Origin of the sequence: Shewanella sp. N2AIL (assembly GCF_022690845.1) — a bacterium.
GTDB lineage: Bacteria > Pseudomonadota > Gammaproteobacteria > Enterobacterales > Shewanellaceae > Shewanella > Shewanella baltica.
Genome location: NZ_JALBYT010000016.1, coordinates 58,115 through 76,445, shown reverse-complemented (window position 1 = coordinate 76,445; position 18,331 = coordinate 58,115). Strand labels below are relative to the sequence as shown.

Here is an 18,331-nt window from a genome sequence, read left to right as displayed (position 1 = left end):
GAAATCAAAAAATAACCATAATAAACAACAAAATAAAACCATAAATCGCAGAAACACGTGTAAATCATTCTGATGTGACAAATTCAGCATAAATCACTATCGATTCAGAAATTCTATGGCGCACAACCAGCAGTGAAAATTTATTATTTAAAATACAATAAGTTAAACTTTTTATGGATGATGATTTAAAACAAAAGCGCCTAGGTGCTAACCTAGGCGCTTAAATATGGACTCAACACCAGTACAAATGTGCGCTGAAAGTTTAGCAGCGCCAACCTTGGATTTGAGTTTCGTACTGACTGATTTGCGCAGCATGGGACAAGGTCAGCCCAATAGCATCTAACCCATTGAGTAGCTTATGTCTCGCCGACTCAGCCAGCGTAAAACTAAACTCTGCCCCCGACGGAGCAATGACTTTGCAGCTTGTGAGCTCGACTGTGATTTGTGCGCCTTCTTCTGCGGCCACTTCATCCATTAATTGACGCACCTCTGCATGGGTTAACGCCACAGGCAATAGGCCATTATTGATTGAGTTACCGTAAAAAATGTCAGCAAAACTCGGCGCAATAATCGCACGCAGACCAAAGTCTGCCAGCGCCCAAGGCGCATGTTCGCGGCTTGAACCACAACCAAAGTTTTCCTGCGCCAAAAGAATCGATGCGCCTTTATAACGGCTTTGATTCAATGAAAACTCAGGATTAGGCTGATCGCCCGCATCATCTAAATAACGCCAATCGTGGAATAAGTGCACGCCAAAACCATCGCGCGTCACCTTAGACAAAAACTGTTTCGGAATGATCTGATCCGTATCGATATTGGTGCTGTCTATCATGACCGCAAGCCCGGTATGGGTTGTAAAAGGTTGCATTAACTTCTCCTCTTGGGTTTACGGTAATTAGTAAGGTTTACGAATATCGACAAAATGCCCCGCCACCGCAGCGGCTGCAGCCATTGCTGGACTCACCAAATGGGTACGACTGCCACGACCTTGGCGACCTTCGAAGTTACGATTACTGGTCGAGGCGCAACGATCGCCCGCTTCTAATCTGTCATCGTTCATCGCTAAACACATAGAGCAACCCGGTAAACGCCACTCAAACCCCGCTTCGATAAAGATTTTATCTAAGCCTTCGGCTTCAGCTTGCGCTTTCACTTGGCCAGAACCAGGTACGACAATGGCGGTGACGCCACTTGCGACTTTACGGCCCTTGGCATGTACAGCGGCGCTGCGTAAATCTTCAATCCGTGAGTTAGTACAAGAACCGATAAACACCTTGTTGATACTGATGTCTGTCATCGGCGTACCCGCACTCAGGCCAATGTATTCTAAAGCCTTTTCCATACTAGCTCGGGTGCTTGGATTAGCTTCATTAATGGGGTCAGGTACTTTGCCATCGATTGCCACGACTTGGCCTGGGTTAGTACCCCAAGTCAATTGCGGCGCAATATCGGCAGCATCTAACTCAACGACAGCATCAAACACCGCGCCGTCATCGGTTTTAATGGCTTTCCAGTAAGCGACAGCCTCAGTCCAATCTTCGCCCTTAGGTGCAAATTCACGGCCTGCTAAATAGTCGAAAGTGGTTTGATCCGGCGCGACCATGCCCGCCTTAGCCCCCATCTCAATTGCCATGTTACACACTGTCATGCGGCCTTCCATCGACAGGGCTTCAATCGCCTCACCGCAGAACTCCACCACGTAGCCAGTACCACCATCCATACCGATTTTGCCAATAATAGCGAGGACGATATCTTTGGCGGTCACGCCATCGGTGACATGGCCACGCACTTCAATCTTCATGGTCTTAGCTTTTAACTGACGTAGCGTTTGCGTCGCTAGAACGTGCTCAACTTCCGATGTACCAATCCCAAACGCCAATGCGCCAAAGGCGCCGTGGGTGGCGGTATGGGAATCGCCACACACAATCACAGTGCCCGGTAAGGTAATGCCTAACTCTGGGCCCATCACATGCACAATCCCTTGATTAGGATGATGAATATCATATAAGCGCACGCCAAAGTCTTTACAGTTTTGCGCTAGGGTTTCCACCTGAGTGCGCGCCATCGGGCTTAGGGCATCTAAACTAGCGCTGCGGGTTGAAGTATTATGATCCATAGTCGCAAAGGTTTTTTCCGGCGCGCGCAGCTTACGGCCCGCGACTTTCAAACCGCTGAATGCTTGTGGTGACGTCACTTCATGGACTAAATGTCTGTCGACATAAATGACCGGCGCTTCGCCCTCTGGAGCAGCAACGATATGTGCATCCCATACTTTTTGGTACAAGGTCTTTGCGTTCGTCATTACACACCTTCCTTTACAGCATTGGCGATAAAGTCACCCATTTCTGCCGTCGATTTCGCTTCACTACGCTTGTCGCTGCTCAATAACTCACCGGTTAAATAGCCAGAGTTCAAGGCTTTGCTCACGGCGCGCTCAATCGCACTCGCCGCTTCTTCTTGTTTCAAGCTATGACGCAACATTAATGCTGCCGACAGAATTTGCGCGACTGGGTTGGCTATCCCTTTACCTGCGATATCCGGCGCACTGCCACCTGCTGGTTCGAATAAACCAAAACCACTGCTGTTCATGCTCGCCGAGGACAACAAGCCCATAGAGCCCGTTAACATGGCGATTTCATCGGATAAAATGTCACCGAACAGGTTAGAACATAACATCACATCGAACTCATCGGGGCGGCGCAGTAGCTGCATGGTCGCGTTATCGATATAGATGTGTTCCAGCTCGACATCGGGGAAATCCACCGCCACTTCTTCAACCACTTGGCGCCACAACACTGAACAAGCCAGTACGTTGGCTTTATCCACTGAGGTGACTTTTTTACGACGACCACGGGCGGCTTCAAAGGCGATGCGGGCGATACGGCTAATTTCGCGGCGGCTATAACGCATAGTATCGAAGGCTTCTTCATTCTCGCCTTCACCTTGGCGGCCCTTTGGCTTACCAAAATAAATGCCACCGGTTAACTCACGCACACATAAAACATCAAAGCCACGGGCAGAGATATCGCTACGCAGCGGTGACATATGCTCTAGGCCATCGTGCAGTTTGGCTGGGCGCAGATTGCAAAACAGTTCGAAGTGGCCACGCAGAGGCAATAGCGCGCCGCGCTCAGGTTGTTCATTTGGCGGTAACTTTTCCCACTTAGGGCCGCCGACTGAACCAAATAGAATCGCATCGGCCGCTTCACAACCCTTTAACGTGGCATCGGGTAGTGGGCAACCGTGATTATCGATGGCAATACCGCCGACATCGTATTGTGTATATTCGATATTTAAATCGAATCGCGCTTCCACTTCTCGCAGCACTTTACGCGCCTCTGCCATCACTTCTGGGCCGATCCCGTCCCCTGCTAATACTGCTACTTGATAACTCATACGCCAGCCAACTCCTTTAAATGTGAATGCTTTATGCTCGACCTTGCTATTCTTTGGAAGCTTTTAGCGACTAGACGCCGCCTAGCTCTCGACTCTTTTGCATGCTTTGTTTGTAATCGGCGACCTTGTCTGCGCGGCACGTTAAGTTCATCACATGCACTAAAGCGCGCGCCGAGGCTTCAACGACATCGGTCGCTAAACCTACACCGTGGAAGTTTTGCTCGTGGTAAACGGCAGTAATGTCCACTTGACCTAAGGCATTTTGGCCTACGCCCTTTGCGCCTAACTTGTAGCTGATGATGTCGATACGACGATCAGTAGCACGGGCAATGGCGTTATAGGCGGCATCGACGGGACCATTACCGGTTGCGGCTTCGGTTTTAATTTCGCCGCCCACTTCGATACGAACGGTCGCTGTGGCAACGCCTTCGGTAGAGTCAGACTGCACCACTAATTGCTGCAATTGATAGTGATTGTCTTCTTCAGCCTGCGCTTCCATAAAGGCTAAGGCTTCTAAATCATAATCAAATACTTGTCCCTTTTTATCTGCCAATTTTAGGAACTCTTCGTACAGCGCATCCATATTGTAATCGTGCTCGCTATAACCCATTTCCTCCATGCGATGCTTGATCACATGGCGACCAGAACGCGAAGTCATATTTAAGTTATTGCGATTCAAACCTATGCTTTCTGGCGTCATGATTTCATAGGTATTTTGCGCTTTTAACATGCCATCCTGATGGATACCCGACGAGTGTGTGAACGCATTGGCACCGACAATCGCCTTGTTCGCCTGTACAGGCATGTTGCATAACTGGCTGACTAAATTAGAAGTACGGTGGATTTCCTTAGCGTTAATGCCTGTTTCCAAACCCAACAAGCCCTTACGCGTCGCTAAAATCATAGCGATCTCTTCCAATGAACAATTACCCGCACGCTCACCTATACCATTGATCGTACATTCGATTTGACGTGCACCGTGTTGCACTGCGGTTATCGAGTTCGCCACAGATAAACCTAAGTCATCGTGGCAATGCACTGAGATCACCGCTTGGTCGATATTCGGCACGCGGTTAAACAGGGTTTGGATAATAGTGCCAAACTCGCTTGGCACTGTGTAACCGACCGTATCGGGAATGTTAATGGTACGCGCGCCAGCAAGAATGGCGGCCTCCACCATACGACACAGATTATCGATTGGCGTACGCCCCGCATCCTCACAGGAAAACTCCACATCGTCGGTAAAGCGACGGGCGTACTTCACTGCGCCCACAGCCATTTCTAATACTTGGTCGAAAGAACGCTTCAACTTGCTTTCGACATGAATCGTCGATGTCGAGATAAACGTATGGATACGGAACTGATCTGCAACAGACAAGGCCTGCGCCGCGGCATCGATGTCCTTTTCAAGTGCGCGGGATAACGCACAAACGCGGCTATTTTTGATGGTGCGCGCTATGGTTTGCACCGACTCAAAATCACCGGGTGATGAGACAGGAAAACCCACTTCCATTACATCAACACCTAGACGTTCCAGCGCCATGGCGATCTGTAACTTTTCTTTGACCGAAAGGCTTGCGGCTAACGCCTGCTCACCATCACGTAAGGTCGTATCAAATATAATTACTCTGTTAGACATCTCGCTTCTCCATGGAACGTCACCGTTCATTATTTAACTTTTGCCGTATTCAGATACAAAAAACCCCGCAACATTGGTGCGGGGTTTGTGAATGCTTTGCCTATTTATCGAGCGTGCAACACTAAGACCTCCGCGTATAAACCGCGAGGAGAGAGAGGAGGAGGTCGAGTTTGCTGCTAATTCTATTCATTTTATTTAAATATTTATTCTGTTCAAATAATCTAGGACGGTTAATATTTAACTTGCCTAGCCGAGAGTGTCAACCCTAATTTTTTCATGTTCCACTCATTCGACCTCTCTTAAGACCAATAACTGTGAGTTTTATCCCCAAATAAGTGATCGATTCCACAGAATTAACCCGCAGTTTGGATTCAGAAAGCACGGGGATGTGTTAACTTATTCCCCTTAGAAAATAATAGTTTTTTATGCAAAAAACGATTAAGAAAAGTTATAATCTCGTCTTAGTGATTACGGATATTAGAGCTTACGCATTTTATGGAGCACAAAATGGATTTTCGCGTCTTGGTACTGAGCCTGTTGTTATGGCTGATCCCCTTTGGGGCGAGTGCTATAGACCAGTTGGATGAGCTCACAGAACTCGTCTACCAATATCCCAGTAAAGCCCTGACTCAAATCACTGCCTTAGAAAAACAATTTACAACCAGTGCCACTTCTGACATTAATCGACTCAGATTGAGTGTATTGAAATGCCAAAATCTGCTGCAACTGGGTGAGAACGAAGCCGCGATCAACGTAGCTCAGCTAGGCGAGGCCAATGCTAAGCAGCTTAAGCTCGATCAAGTTCGCCCCTACTTTTTGATTTGCCAAGCGGACGCTAACCTCAACTACAACAATATTCAAAATGCACTGCCCTTGCTGGATTCAGCCATTACCTTAGCGCGACGCTATCAACAGCCCCAAGCCTTAGTCGATGCCTTACGTTTACGTGGTCAGCTCGATACCAATACGGATAATTTCTCCTCTGCCATCGAAGATTTACGTCTGGCCATCGATATTTATCCTGACATTCATACTCAGACCCAAAATTGGATTTGGCCACCACAAGCTTATGTTTATGCGGCCATGGGCAACTTACTCTACGCAACCCATGACTTGCCCCAAGCCATGTATTACACCAACCTTGCATTACAGAGCTCGGATGCTAAGGGCAAGGTATTACATTTCATTTTATGTAATGCAGCTAGGATAGCGCTCGATAATCAAGAGTTCGATTACAGTGATAAACTCGAGAAACAAGCAAAGGCACTACTACCTGAACTCGGTTCGCCACTTGAGCTTGCTTACAGCTACGCCATTTTAGCTTCAATCGCACTCGACAAGGGCCGCATTGATAATGCTGAAGAATATATTTCTATCGCCATCAATACCTTCAAAAAACAGAATCAACAGATAGCGGTAATGTTATCGACCCGCCTGCTGGCACAAATACGCTTTGCCCAGCATCAAGACGATGCTGCATTAATCCTAATGAATCACGCCATTGAACAAGCTGAAAATCTGAAACAATATTCTGATCTCAAAGGATTTTACGGGATCATGAGCGATCACTACTTAGAACAAGGGGATTTTAAGCAGGCCTATTCTTTCTTACTCAAACGCTATCGAGCTGCCGAACTCGCCAATCAAGGGATGAACACTGCACGGATATTGCAATTTAAAGCCCGTCTAAATCAGCAAGATTTGCAACATGATCAGAATAGTCCTGCGCCAGAAAAGGCCTCAATCCTCCAAGAGTTAAATCTAGATTGGGCCTATAGCACACTGTTCTTAATTGCGATGACGTTACTCGGTGGGGCTATTTGGTATTTGATTGATAAGCAAAATAATCGCGCGCCCCGTATCGAAGGCAAGGAGCCTGCGGAAACTCTGCTCCAACAAGCCACATCATCCTTGAACAGTGCCAAACAAGGTAATTATCCGCTGTCATTATTACTTTTTAATGCGAGTCAAATACGGCAAGTTGACTTGCCACCCCTGCAGGATGAGCTACAACACAGACTGCGAGAGCAAGATAAATTAATCCGATATTCGATGGATGAAATTGTGATTATCCTACCGCACACCTCTGCTGCTGGTGCTAAGAAAGTCGTCAATCAATTAGTGGCGTGTATTCAGCCTTGGCAGGGGTCAAGCAAGGTCAATATTGGTATCGCGGCAATGCAACAGTTTGATACGTTAGAGTCTTTAATTAAACGCGCCAGTATCAATCAATTGGGTAAGGTTAAAATCAGTGAGAATAATCCAAACCATTATTCTCCCGCTAAATAAGCCGCGATTTCATCGAGAAAAGCGTCGCCGAAACGACTCAGTTTACGCTCGCCTACCCCGTTAACGGCGAGCATTTCCCCTGCACTGGTCGGCATCATGGCCGCCATTTCCGCCAGCGTTGCATCGTTAAACACTAAATAAGGCGGCACATCCTGCTGCTCAGCTATGGTTCTTCGCAGTAACTTGAGTCGCGCGAATAGCTTACGATCGTAGTTCAGCGGCGCCTTAGATTGGCTCACCTTGCGTTTTGTGGTCGTTAACTGAATACGCGGTTCGGCGAGCATTAACGCCACCTCACCTTTGAGCACAGGTCGTGCAGATGGGTTTAAGGTAATAGATGAACCTCGCGTCACATCTTGACTCGCCAGTCCCAAATGGATCAATTGACGGATCACGCTCAACCAATATTCATGGCTCTTGTCTTTACCAATCCCCCAAGTCGTGAGTTTATCATGGCCTCGGTCAACAATCGGGGCGCCTTTAGAGCCGCGCAGCACTTCAATTAAGTGATTAATACCAAAACGCTGGCCTAAACGGAAAATACATGACAACACCTTTTGCGCATCTTCGGTGCCGTTATAACGCTTAGGCGGATCGAGGCAAATATCGCAGTTACCACAGGGCTCTAGTGCGCTCTCATCAAAGTAATGCAGCAACACTTGGCGACGGCAGGTTTGCGCCTCAGCAAACGCCGCCATGGTATTGAGTTTATGGAATTCGACTTGCTGCTGCGGTCCGGGCTCAGACTGTTCAATCAAATGTCGCACCCGGCCAATATCGGCAGGATCAAACAACATAAATGTCTCGGCATCAAGCCCATCACGGCCCGCTCGGCCCGTTTCCTGATAATAGGCTTCGATACTTTTAGGGATATCGTAATGCACCACAAAGCGTACATTCGACTTATTGATCCCCATACCGAAAGCCACAGTGGCGACCACGATATCGATTTGATCCTTAAGGAAACTGTCCTGCACTGCGCCACGATCTTCCTGCGTCATTCCCGCATGATAGGCCTTAGCATTAAAACCTTGCAGACATAAACGATCGGCCACTTCATCGACACGGCGTCGACTGCTACAGTAAATAATCCCGTTAGTGCCATTTTGCTGGGTTAAAAAATGCCGTAACTGATTCGCAGCATTGAGCTTTTCCGCCACTGTGTAGCGAATATTAGGCCTGTCGAAACTCGAGAGTAAACGGAACGGGTCAATACCGAGCCGCTCACAAATACTCTGTCGAGTCGCCTGATCTGCTGTTGCTGTCAGCGCCATCATGGGCACATAGGGGAAGAGTTGTTTTAGCTGGCCAAGCGCCGCATATTCAGGGCGAAAATCATGACCCCATTGACTGATACAGTGCGCCTCGTCGATGGCAAACATCGCCAGCTGGAGCGACTGCATTCGCTCAATAAAATCAGCGCTTAATAAGCGCTCTGGTGACACATAAAGCAGTTTTAACTCACCGTGGCGCAGCTGCCTTAATACTTCGGCGCTCTGCTCTCGCGGCAATGAAGAATTGAGATAAGCCGCCGCAACACCGGTTTGCAACAAGCTATCGACTTGATCTTTCATCAAAGAAATCAATGGAGATACGACAATCGTAATGCCATCCATCAGCAACGCGGGGAGTTGATAGCACAGACTCTTACCGCCGCCCGTTGGCATGATCACTAAGCAATCTTGCCCGCCGCAGACACGTTCTATCACCTCCCGCTGACCGTCCCTAAAGTCACGGTAACCAAACACCTGTGCGAGGCGTTGCGAGAGCGGATCATCATGCGTGTCGAGTACGAGCTTTTCCATGGATCTTCTATGTCAAAAGTGAGGGGGCCTATTCTATACCCAAACTAGCTCAAAATGCAGGATTCAGCGGTAATTTAAAGTACTTTAGACGAGGCCATTCATCGCGATTGCAGCTATTTTAACCCCTGGTGGACTAAGCCAAAAATAACGAACACGGGGTAAAGTACTTTAAAACCCGTCGAGACGGAGCGCCTAGGGCACTCTGAAACTCACAGGTTGCGCTAACTTGGGTATAGAGGCCTAAACCGCTCTGTCTTGCGTCAATATGAGATCATCCGTCTAGGTTATTTCGTTACAGTACCTTCATTTCAGCGACAGAGTTGCATTCGCGATGAGCTTCACTGTAGATTAATTGCTCTAAGCCGCACTTTGTTCATCTCAGTGTTGATAACAAATCCAATTACGCCTAATGCAGTCACTCAGTGACAAGGACCCAAAATGACCAGCCCAATCCAAGCCGAAGCTTTGAGAAGAGTCGCAGCAGTATTTGATCAACATGTTCCTTTCCATAATCTACTCGGACTCGATATCAAGCGTTATGACATTGATGGCGTTGAAGTCGTGATCAACATGAAGCCTGAGCTAATTGGCAATATCCACCAGCAAATCCTCCACGGCGGTGTGACAGCCACGGTACTCGATGTGGTTGGCGGACTCACGGCCTTTGCAGGACTGGTCGCCAGTCGTGATGATTGGACAGTCGAAGAGCTGCAGCAACGCCTGCAAACCCTAGGCACTATCGATATGCGCGTCGATTATCTACGGCCGGGACGCGGCCTCACCTTTACCGGGACGGGCAGCGTGATCCGTGCGGGCAATCGGGTGTCTGTGTGCCGCATGGAATTGCATAATGAGCAAGGCACACATATCGCTTTTGGGACAGGCACTTATATGGTGGGCTAGCCGTTTCACCGCAGATAACTCATTTACCGTATTAAAGATCAAAGCCAGTAAACATCTTGATTAGCAAGATGTTTACTGGCTTTGATCGGCCACTCAATCTCTTATCGAGATATTCTGTAACCAAAAGAACGCGGCGATGCCCTTGAGTCAGCGGTCAGACACACCTACAATCGCCGTCTTGTTGTCCTTCGAAGATGTCTCATGCAAGATCTTGAATACCGCAAAGGGATCCTACTCGCCGTCAGTGCTTACTGTATGTGGGGTTTTGCGCCTTTATATTTCAAATTACTCAACCATGTCTCTGCCACCGAAATTTTGCTCCATCGGGTGATTTGGTCATTCGTGTTTATGCTGATCATCATGCATTTTATCGGCGGGTTCTCACGCTTACGCCTACTGTTTAAACAGCCTAAACAGCTAATGGTTCTCACCATTACCTCCATACTGATCGCGGGAAACTGGCTGCTATTTATCTGGGCGGTGAATAACGATCACATGCTCGATGCCAGCTTAGGTTACTTTATCAACCCTCTGCTCAACGTCTTGCTTGGCATGTTATTTCTAGGCGAAAGGTTACGTAAGCTGCAATGGTTTGCGGTCGCACTCGCCAGCGCTGGTGTGTTGATCCAATTAATCTCTTTTGGCTCTATTCCAATAGTCTCACTGGCACTCGCGGGCACCTTTGGTTTCTATGCGCTGCTGCGAAAAAAGGTCAATGTGGATGCTAAGGCTGGCTTATTGGTCGAAACCGCAGTGTTATTACCGGTCGCGCTAATTTACCTAGTCGCGACCTTAGACACAGCAACAGCGAGCATGCTGACAAACGATTGGCAACTGAATCTGATGTTAATGGCAGCGGGAATAGTGACCACGATTCCTTTACTCTGTTTTGCAGGGGCGGCGGTACGGATCCCATTGTCTATGCTTGGATTTTTCCAATATATCGGCCCAAGTATCATGTTCATCCTAGCAGTGAGTCTGTTTAATGAGCCCTTCGATGCAGAAAAAGGCGTGACCTTCGGTTTTATCTGGAGTGCCCTGTTAGTCTTTACCTTAGACATGGCCTATAAACGCAAAGCGGCGTGATCATTATCACGCCGATACACACAGTTACAGAAGTGATGATGACTTCTGTAACTGTGCTAAAAATTCACTCCCTTGCGGCACTGTCAGTAATAAACTGTAGCCTTTAACCGTTGGCACTAACACTAACTGCGATTTATCTGTTATCGCCAGAAATGCTCTACCTTTTCCCTGCAAATTAAACCAGCCTAATTGAAACCCTGGCATGCCTATGCCGTTGGTTTTAAAGCTCGGCGTTAAATCTGCCTCTTGCTGCAAATCGACTATGCGCGCCTCGGCGGGCAATAAATCCGCGCGGGATAACTGCACTTTATAGAAGGGCACATCCACGGTAAGCTCAGTATCGGTCAACACTAACTCGGCACTATTGGATTGATAAAAAACCCATGAAAATCCGCCCATCATCACCAGCAATATGCCTAAACTCGCCGACTTCGCTATCTTAGGCATATTTTTTAGCCATAACATCAGCAAGATACCCGCTAAACCGAGCAATAAGACGATAAAACTGAAGATAGAGGTCTGGGTGAAAGGGGCGAGTTCGAAGTATTGAGGACTCATTGGCAGCATCTCCCGTGCAGTGAAGCCTTAATCTGCCAACAAAGACATATTATGTCAACAAAAATGCCAGCGCTAATATGAGTACTAGGCTGGCATTGAGTGGATTGATTTAAAACGGCTTAGAGATCGAGTGCGAGAATTTTTGAACGACGTTGATAGTTATACAACTGCTTTTTCTTCTGTGGCAGTGCTTCAACATCTTCAATCACAAAACCATGCTCGAGGAACCAGTGGATGCTGCGAGTGGTCAGCGCAAACAAGCGTGAATAACCGCGGTTTCTGGCCTGATTGATTATGTTCTTCAGCAGCAAGCTGCCTCTGTCGGCATCGCGATAATCGGGATGCACCACCAAACAGGCAAACTCGCCCGCATTGTCCTCTTCAAAAGGATAGAGCGCGGCGCAACCAATCACTAAACCATCGCGTTCAATCAACATGAACTGTTCGATTTCGATCTCAAGCTGCTCACGGCTACGACGCACCAGAATGCCTTGCTCCTCCAATGGACGGATAAGGTTCAGTACACCGCCAATATCAGCGATCGACGCACAGCGTAAACGCTCGGCACTCTCAGTCACGATTTGCGTGCCTATCCCTTCGCGAGAAAATAGTTCCTGCAACAAAGCGCCATCTTCGAGGTAGCTGACTAAGTGACAACGCGGTACGCCATTACGGCAAGCATCGATACTGGCTTTCAAAAAAGCCATAGTACCTACGCAGGCAGAACCTTGCTCGGCTAGCTTGCTCATGATGTTTTGCGCATCGTTTGGCATCAATTCGGCAATCACGTCGCCATTGCGATCGAGAATACCGTTCTGTGAGCTAAAACCGATCATCTTGTCGGCTTTAAGCTTGATCGCCACTTGGGTCGCGATTTCCTCGGCGGTTAAATTAAAGCTTTCACCGGTCACAGAAGCCGCAATTGGCCCCATCAACACGATGCAGTGATTATCTAACTGACGTTTTAAGCCTTGCACATCGATACGACGCACTCTACCGCTCAAACAAAAATCGATACCGTTATCCACGCCTAATGGCTGGGCAATCACAAAGTTGCCGCTCACTAAGTTAATTTGCGCACCTTGCATCGGCGTATTGCTTAAGCTCATGGATAAACGCGCTGTGATATCAAATTGCAGTGCACCCGCAACTTGCTTGATCACTTTGAGCGAGTCTTCATCCGTAATACGCACGCCTTCGTGGTAGGCAGGTTCGATACCATTGACGGCTAATGCAGCATCAATCTGCGGCCTAGCGCCATACACCAACACCACTTTAATCCCTAAACTGTGCAGCAGGGCGACATCATTTAAGATGGCGCGGAAGTGATTCTGAGCCAAAGCTTCACCACCCAGCATGACCACAAAAGTTTTACCTCTGTGAGCATTAACATAGGGGGCAGAGTGACGAAATCCATCAACCAGTTCAGTGGTACGCACGCGTTATTTACACCTCATTTTTGAGCTGGCAGCGTCACGATGACATGCCAAGAATGAATCGCTAACTTTCGCGTATGGTATTGCATTTTAATTCACATATAAAGAATTTATTCTCATTAAAGTGCAGTTTTAATGATTTAAAGTGCTTAGAACCGCACTATTTTATATTTTCAGCAAGTGTTCACACTTTTTTAACTTCACAGGGGATGATTCAGCGGCTTAAGTTTGCGAGGCAATTATCTCAACTTGATGACTAACTACTAAAAAAAGCGCAAAAAAAAGCCCCTTAAATAAGGGGCTTTTCTCGAAACAGTAACCAAGGATTACTTGATTTTTGCTTCTTTGTAGATAACATGCTGACGAATAACTGGATCAAATTTTTTGATTTCCATTTTTTCAGGCATGTTACGCTTGTTTTTTTCAGTTGTGTAGAAGTGACCAGTTTTAGCTGTAGAAACTAATTTGATCTTCTCACGATTACCTTTAGCTTTAGCCATGATCTATTATACCTTCTCGCCACGAGCACGAAGTTCAGCAACAACAACTTCGATACCTTTTTTGTCGATCAGACGAATACCTTTAGTAGATACACGTAACTGTACGAAACGCTTTTCTTCTTCTAACCAAAAACGGTGGTTTTGTAGGTTAGGTAAAAAACGACGACGGGTCGCGTTTTTTGCGTGCGAACGGTTGTTACCAACCATCGGCTTCTTGCCAGTAACTTGGCATACTCTTGACATGTCAATCTTCTCCAAAAACAATTTTAACGCTCGAGCATTAATGTGCCTCGTATGGCCGTCGCCCGAGGCACAAAGAGGGCGCATTTTATACACGATCACAGAGTGAAGATCAAGTGTTAGATTAATTAATCCAGCCTCGTTCTGCAAAAGAAACTATCTCTCGATCACCTACAACCATATGGTCCAATAAGGATACGTCTATGGTTGCTAACGCATTTTTTAATCGCTCAGTTATTCGTCGGTCAGCCTGACTGGGCTCGGCAATACCAGACGGATGATTATGACAAACTATAACTGCTGCGGCCTTTTTCTCCAGCACTAAGCTCACCACTTCACGTGGGTACACTGAGGCTGAGTCTATTGTACCGCGGAATAATTCGACAAATTGAATCACTCTATGCTGGCTATCCAGCAGTAAAACTGCGAACACTTCATAGGAGCGATCGGCCAATTGTCTCATTAAATAGTCCCGAGTTAAATCGGGATTTGTTAAAACTTGACCTCTTTGCAGATTTTCCTGCGCTACACGCCGCGCTAATTCGGCCGCAGCTTGAAGCTGGGCGTATTTTACAGGTCCTACGCCCGGAAGTCGACATACCTGATTTCGAGGAGCACAAAGCAGGTTTCTGAGGCCGCCAAACTCGCTAATCAGCGACCTTGCAAGATCAACCGCGTTTAATCCCGCCAAACCGTTCCGCAGTAATACCGCCAATAACTCCGCATCCGACAGTTGCCCCGCCCCTTTTTGTAACAGTTTATCTCTGGGACCTTCACCCTCAGGCCAATCTTTAATGCCCATGCGACCTCCCTGTCATCTCACATATTTTCACTTTACTGAGTATGGACGAGATTTTTTGAACTGGGAGAGTCACTAAAATTCACCGCTTTGTGATATTGTTGGCGGCATTATTTCTATCTCGGATGATGTCTGTGAGTCTGACAAATAAAAACGTCCTGCTGGGCATTGGCGGCGGTATTGCGGCCTATAAAAGTGCTGATTTAGTCCGTCGCTTAAAAGAGCGTGGCTTTGATGTGCGCGTGGTGATGAGCCAAAGTGCGATGGAATTTATCACGCCTTTGACGCTGCAAGCGTTATCTGGACATCCCGTTGCCTCAAGCCTACTCGATCCTGCGGCAGAAGCAGCCATGGGCCACATAGAACTCGCTCGTTGGGCAGATCTCGTCATCATTGCCCCTGCAACCGCAAACCTATTGGCGCGGATTAATGCTGGCATGGCCGATGAGCTGATCACCACCACTTGTCTTGCCACAGAGGCGCCAATTGCCCTGTGTCCAGCAATGAATCAGCAGATGTACCGTAATCTGGCGACGCAGGCGAATTTAACCAGTCTGGCATCCCGCGGCTTTACCCTTTGGGGACCCGCAAGTGGCAGTCAGGCCTGTGGTGAAGTCGGCCCTGGTCGTATGCTAGAGCCATTAGACATCGCCACACTCGCTACGCAGTTTTTTGCCACTCATGACGCTGTTGAACTTAAGCCACTCGCAGGACAGTCAATGCTGATTACCGCAGGGCCAACCCGTGAGGCAATTGATCCCGTCAGATACATTTCGAATCACAGTTCTGGAAAAATGGGCTTTGCCTTAGCCAAAGCCGCGGCAGATATGGGCGCAACAGTCACCTTAGTCTCTGGTCCAGTGAATCTAAGCACCCCAGAAGGCGTGACCCGCATTGATGTTGAATCGGCGCAAAATATGCTTGACGCTGTGATGGATAACGTTGATAAAAAAGATATTTTTATTGGCTGCGCCGCGGTTGCTGACTATCGCATTAGCGACATCGCCACCTGTAAGATCAAAAAATCGGCAGAAGAAATGCAACTTGCGCTGGTGAGGAATCCTGATATCTTAGCCACGGTTGCGAGCTTACCTAACCGTCCTTTTGTGGTGGGATTCGCCGCAGAAACCCATGATGTAGAAGCCTATGCGCGCGATAAACTCAAACGTAAAAACTTGAATATGATCGCCGCGAACGACGTTTCCGTTGCTGGTCTAGGCTTTAATGCCGATGCCAATGCCCTGCGAGTGTTCTGGCCGCACGGCAGTCAAGATTTGCCTGCCACTGACAAACTCACGCTGGCACGGCAATTACTTTCGTTGATAGTGAAAGAAAAAACAAATACATGAAAACACCGATTGAATTAAAAATTCTCGACTCCCGTATCGGCTCAGAATTTCCTTTACCTGCCTACGCTACACCTGGCAGTGCAGGCATGGATCTTCGCGCCATGATCGACACGACTTTGACTATAGCACCGGGTGAAACCGTGCTTATTCCAACGGGGATTGCCATTCATGTTGCCGATCCAGGACTGGCTGCAGTGATTTGGCCGCGCTCAGGTCTTGGCCATAAACACGGTATCGTACTGGGGAATCTGGTCGGACTCATAGATTCAGATTACCAAGGACCCTTAATGGTGTCTTGCTGGAATCGTAGCGACAGTCCTTTTGCCTTAGAAATTGGCGATCGTCTCGCACAACTGGTGTTTGTTCCTGTAGTACAAGCACAATTCAAACTCGTTGATGAGTTCGACAGCTCAGATCGTGGCGAAGGCGGATTTGGCCATTCAGGCACTAAATAATCCCCTAAGTCGTTATTGAGCCAAGGATACTGCAATGGCTGTAAGCCCAAAAATTAATCGTCGTGAACATATTTTGCAATGTCTAGCACAGATGCTAGAAACCAACCCAGGACAAAGGATCACCACAGCGAAACTGGCCTCAGAAGTCGGTGTATCGGAAGCCGCCCTGTACCGTCACTTCCCGAGTAAAGCACGGATGTTCGAAGGCTTAATCGAATTTATCGAAGAGTCGTTATTGTCGCGCATCAATTTAATCATGGATGACGAAAAAGACACCATGAAGCGCTGCCAACTCGTGCTGCAACTGTTGCTGATTTTTGCCGAGCGTAACCCAGGTATTTCCCGCGTCCTCAATGGTGATGCGCTGCTCGGAGAAAACGAACGCCTACGCAGCCGCATTAGTAATTTATTTGCCAAAATTGAAACCCAGCTAAAGCAAATACTACGGGAAAAAACCCTGCGGGAAGGCAAAGGCTTCAACTTAGACGAAGCCATATTAGCCAATTTACTGTTAGCCTTTGCCGAAGGGCGAATCGCTCAATTTGTACGAAGTGAATTCAAACTCAAACCTACCACACACTTCGATGAACAGTGGCGTTTTATCCAGCACCAACTTCTACAAAGCTAATGATTTTTCAACATAAAAGACGGTAACTATCGTCCTTTATGTTGAGTATTTCCGCTATTGCAAAAATGCTCAGCTTCCTAAAAACTAATCTAAAACTTTAGGATTGACTCAAACTTGCCGTCACAGCAAGTCTAAACTCGATTAGCCGTGGCTGATTTTAAGCCGATATCCGATAAGGACTATCGGCTTTTTCATGTGGCCTATGAGCGTTTTTCGGTATGAATTATCTGCAATTCGCGCTATCCTCCTCCCCCTATTCTTGCCCTAGCGAGAATAACAATAATTTGTATCTGATGCTGAACAGCCCAAGTACTACTCGATGATCAGCATAGGTTTTCTGTTATAGCCGCTACGACGTAGTGGAGGATAAGATGGCATTAAGTGAAGCAGCAGTAAAAGTACAAGCCGCGTTATTAGAACGTGGACTTGAAACCCCAATGCTCCCAAGCGTTTACAGCAGTGAAGAACGTAAAGACAAGATTGAACATCATATGAAAGAAATCCTGACATTAATGTCATTGGATCTGTCAGACGATAGCCTTGCCGATACGCCGCGCCGCATTGCTAAAATGTACGTCGATGAAATCTTCTCCGGCTTAGATTATGCGAACTTCCCTAAGATCACTGTGATCGACAATAAGATGGGCTTCGATGAAATGGTGCGAGTGCAGGACATTAGCCTCACCAGTACCTGCGAACACCATTTAGTGACGATCGATGGCACTGCGACCATAGCTTATCTGCCACGCAAAAAAATCATTGGTTTATCAAAAATTAATCGCATCGTGCGTTTCTTTGCCCAGCGTCCACAGGTGCAAGAGCGTTTGACTCAGCAAGTGTTAGTCGCGCTACAAACCTTGCTCGAAACCAAAGACGTTGCGGTTAAAATGGATGCTGTGCATTACTGCGTCAAATCCCGTGGCGTGATGGACTCAACCAGTTCGACCACTACCACAGCGCTGGGCGGTATTTTCAAATCTAACCCTGCGACCCGCGCCGAGTTTTTGCATCAGTCGAAATAAGTGTATTGAAGCGTAACGTGATTTAAAGTGTGCCTAAATCAATAGCAATCAATACTACTCAACAAAAAAACGCTGCGATTCCTTCTATAGAATCGCAGCGTTTTTTGTTTTCATACCCACTCAATCAAACCTTTCTCAACCTAGCTAAGATCAATGCTGGCTGATTAACTGATTTCACCACGCCAATAATAGCCACTTGATCAATACCAGCGGCTAAGCACTCGAT

At 47.4% G+C, this 18,331-nt stretch carries 17 protein-coding genes; 7 read left to right on the top strand and 10 right to left on the bottom strand.

Features of this window, described 5'->3' with window-relative positions; genetic code table 11:
* Positions 1–262: 262 nt before the first annotated feature.
* From leuD to leuA, 4 genes are all read right to left on the bottom strand, one after another.
* Complete coding sequence (gene leuD / locus MO387_RS11390) at positions 263–868, bottom strand: 3-isopropylmalate dehydratase small subunit (RefSeq protein WP_242326295.1); 606 nt, start codon at positions 866–868, stop codon at positions 263–265.
* Between the two features lie 27 nt (positions 869–895).
* Complete coding sequence (gene leuC / locus MO387_RS11385; protein WP_242326294.1) at positions 896–2,302, bottom strand: 3-isopropylmalate dehydratase large subunit; 1,407 nt, start codon at positions 2,300–2,302, stop codon at positions 896–898.
* Positions 2,302–3,396, bottom strand: a complete 1,095-nt coding sequence (gene leuB, locus MO387_RS11380) for a 3-isopropylmalate dehydrogenase (protein ID WP_242326293.1) — start codon at positions 3,394–3,396, stop codon at positions 2,302–2,304. Before leuB ends, leuC begins: the two co-directional genes overlap by 1 nt.
* Positions 3,397–3,466: 70 nt before the next feature.
* The gene (gene leuA, locus MO387_RS11375) at positions 3,467–5,035 is read right to left on the bottom strand and encodes a 2-isopropylmalate synthase (RefSeq protein ID WP_242326291.1); all 1,569 of its coding nucleotides are present in this window, start codon (positions 5,033–5,035) and stop codon (positions 3,467–3,469) included.
* Between the two features lie 507 nt (positions 5,036–5,542).
* On the opposite strand from leuA, the gene MO387_RS11370 reads away from it, so the two are divergent.
* The gene (locus MO387_RS11370; RefSeq protein ID WP_242326289.1) at positions 5,543–7,324 is read left to right on the top strand and encodes a diguanylate cyclase; all 1,782 of its coding nucleotides are present in this window, start codon (positions 5,543–5,545) and stop codon (positions 7,322–7,324) included.
* Here MO387_RS11370 and recQ read toward each other — a convergent pair.
* The gene (gene recQ, locus MO387_RS11365) at positions 7,306–9,129 is read right to left on the bottom strand and encodes a DNA helicase RecQ (RefSeq protein WP_107949509.1); all 1,824 of its coding nucleotides are present in this window, start codon (positions 9,127–9,129) and stop codon (positions 7,306–7,308) included. The genes MO387_RS11370 and recQ overlap by 19 nt on opposite strands.
* A 438-nt stretch (positions 9,130–9,567) precedes the next feature.
* Between recQ and MO387_RS11360 the strand changes: the two genes are divergently transcribed.
* Together MO387_RS11360 and rarD are read left to right on the top strand one after the other, a co-directional pair.
* Positions 9,568–10,032, top strand: a complete 465-nt coding sequence (locus MO387_RS11360; RefSeq protein ID WP_006079875.1) for a thioesterase family protein — start codon at positions 9,568–9,570, stop codon at positions 10,030–10,032.
* A gap of 201 nt (positions 10,033–10,233) precedes the next feature.
* Entirely contained in the window at positions 10,234–11,118 is an 885-nt protein-coding gene (gene rarD, locus MO387_RS11355) for an EamA family transporter RarD (protein ID WP_107949511.1), read from the top strand.
* A 24-nt stretch (positions 11,119–11,142) separates the two neighbouring features.
* On the opposite strand, the gene MO387_RS11350 is transcribed toward rarD, so the two are convergent.
* The 5 genes from MO387_RS11350 to radC all read right to left on the bottom strand — a co-directional run bounded on the left by MO387_RS11350 (position 11,143) and on the right by radC (position 14,654).
* A complete protein-coding gene (locus MO387_RS11350; RefSeq protein WP_107404893.1) occupies positions 11,143–11,676 on the bottom strand; it encodes a PH domain-containing protein in 534 nt (177 codons plus the stop codon).
* A gap of 119 nt (positions 11,677–11,795) precedes the next feature.
* Positions 11,796–13,115: an amino-acid N-acetyltransferase gene (gene argA / locus MO387_RS11345; RefSeq protein WP_006079872.1), complete on the bottom strand. Its 1,320-nt coding sequence runs from the start codon at positions 13,113–13,115 to the stop codon at positions 11,796–11,798.
* A gap of 323 nt (positions 13,116–13,438) precedes the next feature.
* Positions 13,439–13,612 (bottom strand): 50S ribosomal protein L33, encoded by a 174-nt coding sequence (rpmG, locus tag MO387_RS11340; RefSeq protein WP_006079871.1) that lies wholly within the window; start codon positions 13,610–13,612, stop codon positions 13,439–13,441.
* Between the two features lie 6 nt (positions 13,613–13,618).
* Positions 13,619–13,855: a 50S ribosomal protein L28 gene (gene rpmB, locus MO387_RS11335; protein WP_006079870.1), complete on the bottom strand. Its 237-nt coding sequence runs from the start codon at positions 13,853–13,855 to the stop codon at positions 13,619–13,621.
* Between the two features lie 121 nt (positions 13,856–13,976).
* Positions 13,977–14,654 carry a DNA repair protein RadC gene (gene radC, locus MO387_RS11330; RefSeq protein WP_006079869.1) on the bottom strand — a complete coding sequence of 226 codons (678 nt, stop codon included), beginning with the start codon at positions 14,652–14,654 and terminating at the stop codon, positions 13,977–13,979.
* 122 nt (positions 14,655–14,776) lie between these two features.
* Here radC and coaBC point away from each other — a divergent pair, with 122 nt between their 5' ends.
* From coaBC to folE, 4 genes are all read left to right on the top strand, one after another.
* Positions 14,777–16,000: a bifunctional phosphopantothenoylcysteine decarboxylase/phosphopantothenate--cysteine ligase CoaBC gene (coaBC, locus tag MO387_RS11325; protein ID WP_011982215.1), complete on the top strand. Its 1,224-nt coding sequence runs from the start codon at positions 14,777–14,779 to the stop codon at positions 15,998–16,000.
* Positions 15,997–16,455 (top strand): dUTP diphosphatase, encoded by a 459-nt coding sequence (gene dut / locus MO387_RS11320; RefSeq protein ID WP_107949513.1) that lies wholly within the window; start codon positions 15,997–15,999, stop codon positions 16,453–16,455. Before coaBC ends, dut begins: the two co-directional genes overlap by 4 nt.
* A gap of 34 nt (positions 16,456–16,489) precedes the next feature.
* Positions 16,490–17,083, top strand: a complete 594-nt coding sequence (slmA, locus tag MO387_RS11315; protein WP_006079866.1) for a nucleoid occlusion factor SlmA — start codon at positions 16,490–16,492, stop codon at positions 17,081–17,083.
* Between the two features lie 371 nt (positions 17,084–17,454).
* Positions 17,455–18,105 (top strand): GTP cyclohydrolase I FolE, encoded by a 651-nt coding sequence (folE, locus tag MO387_RS11310; protein WP_006079864.1) that lies wholly within the window; start codon positions 17,455–17,457, stop codon positions 18,103–18,105.
* Positions 18,106–18,331 lie beyond the last annotated feature (226 nt).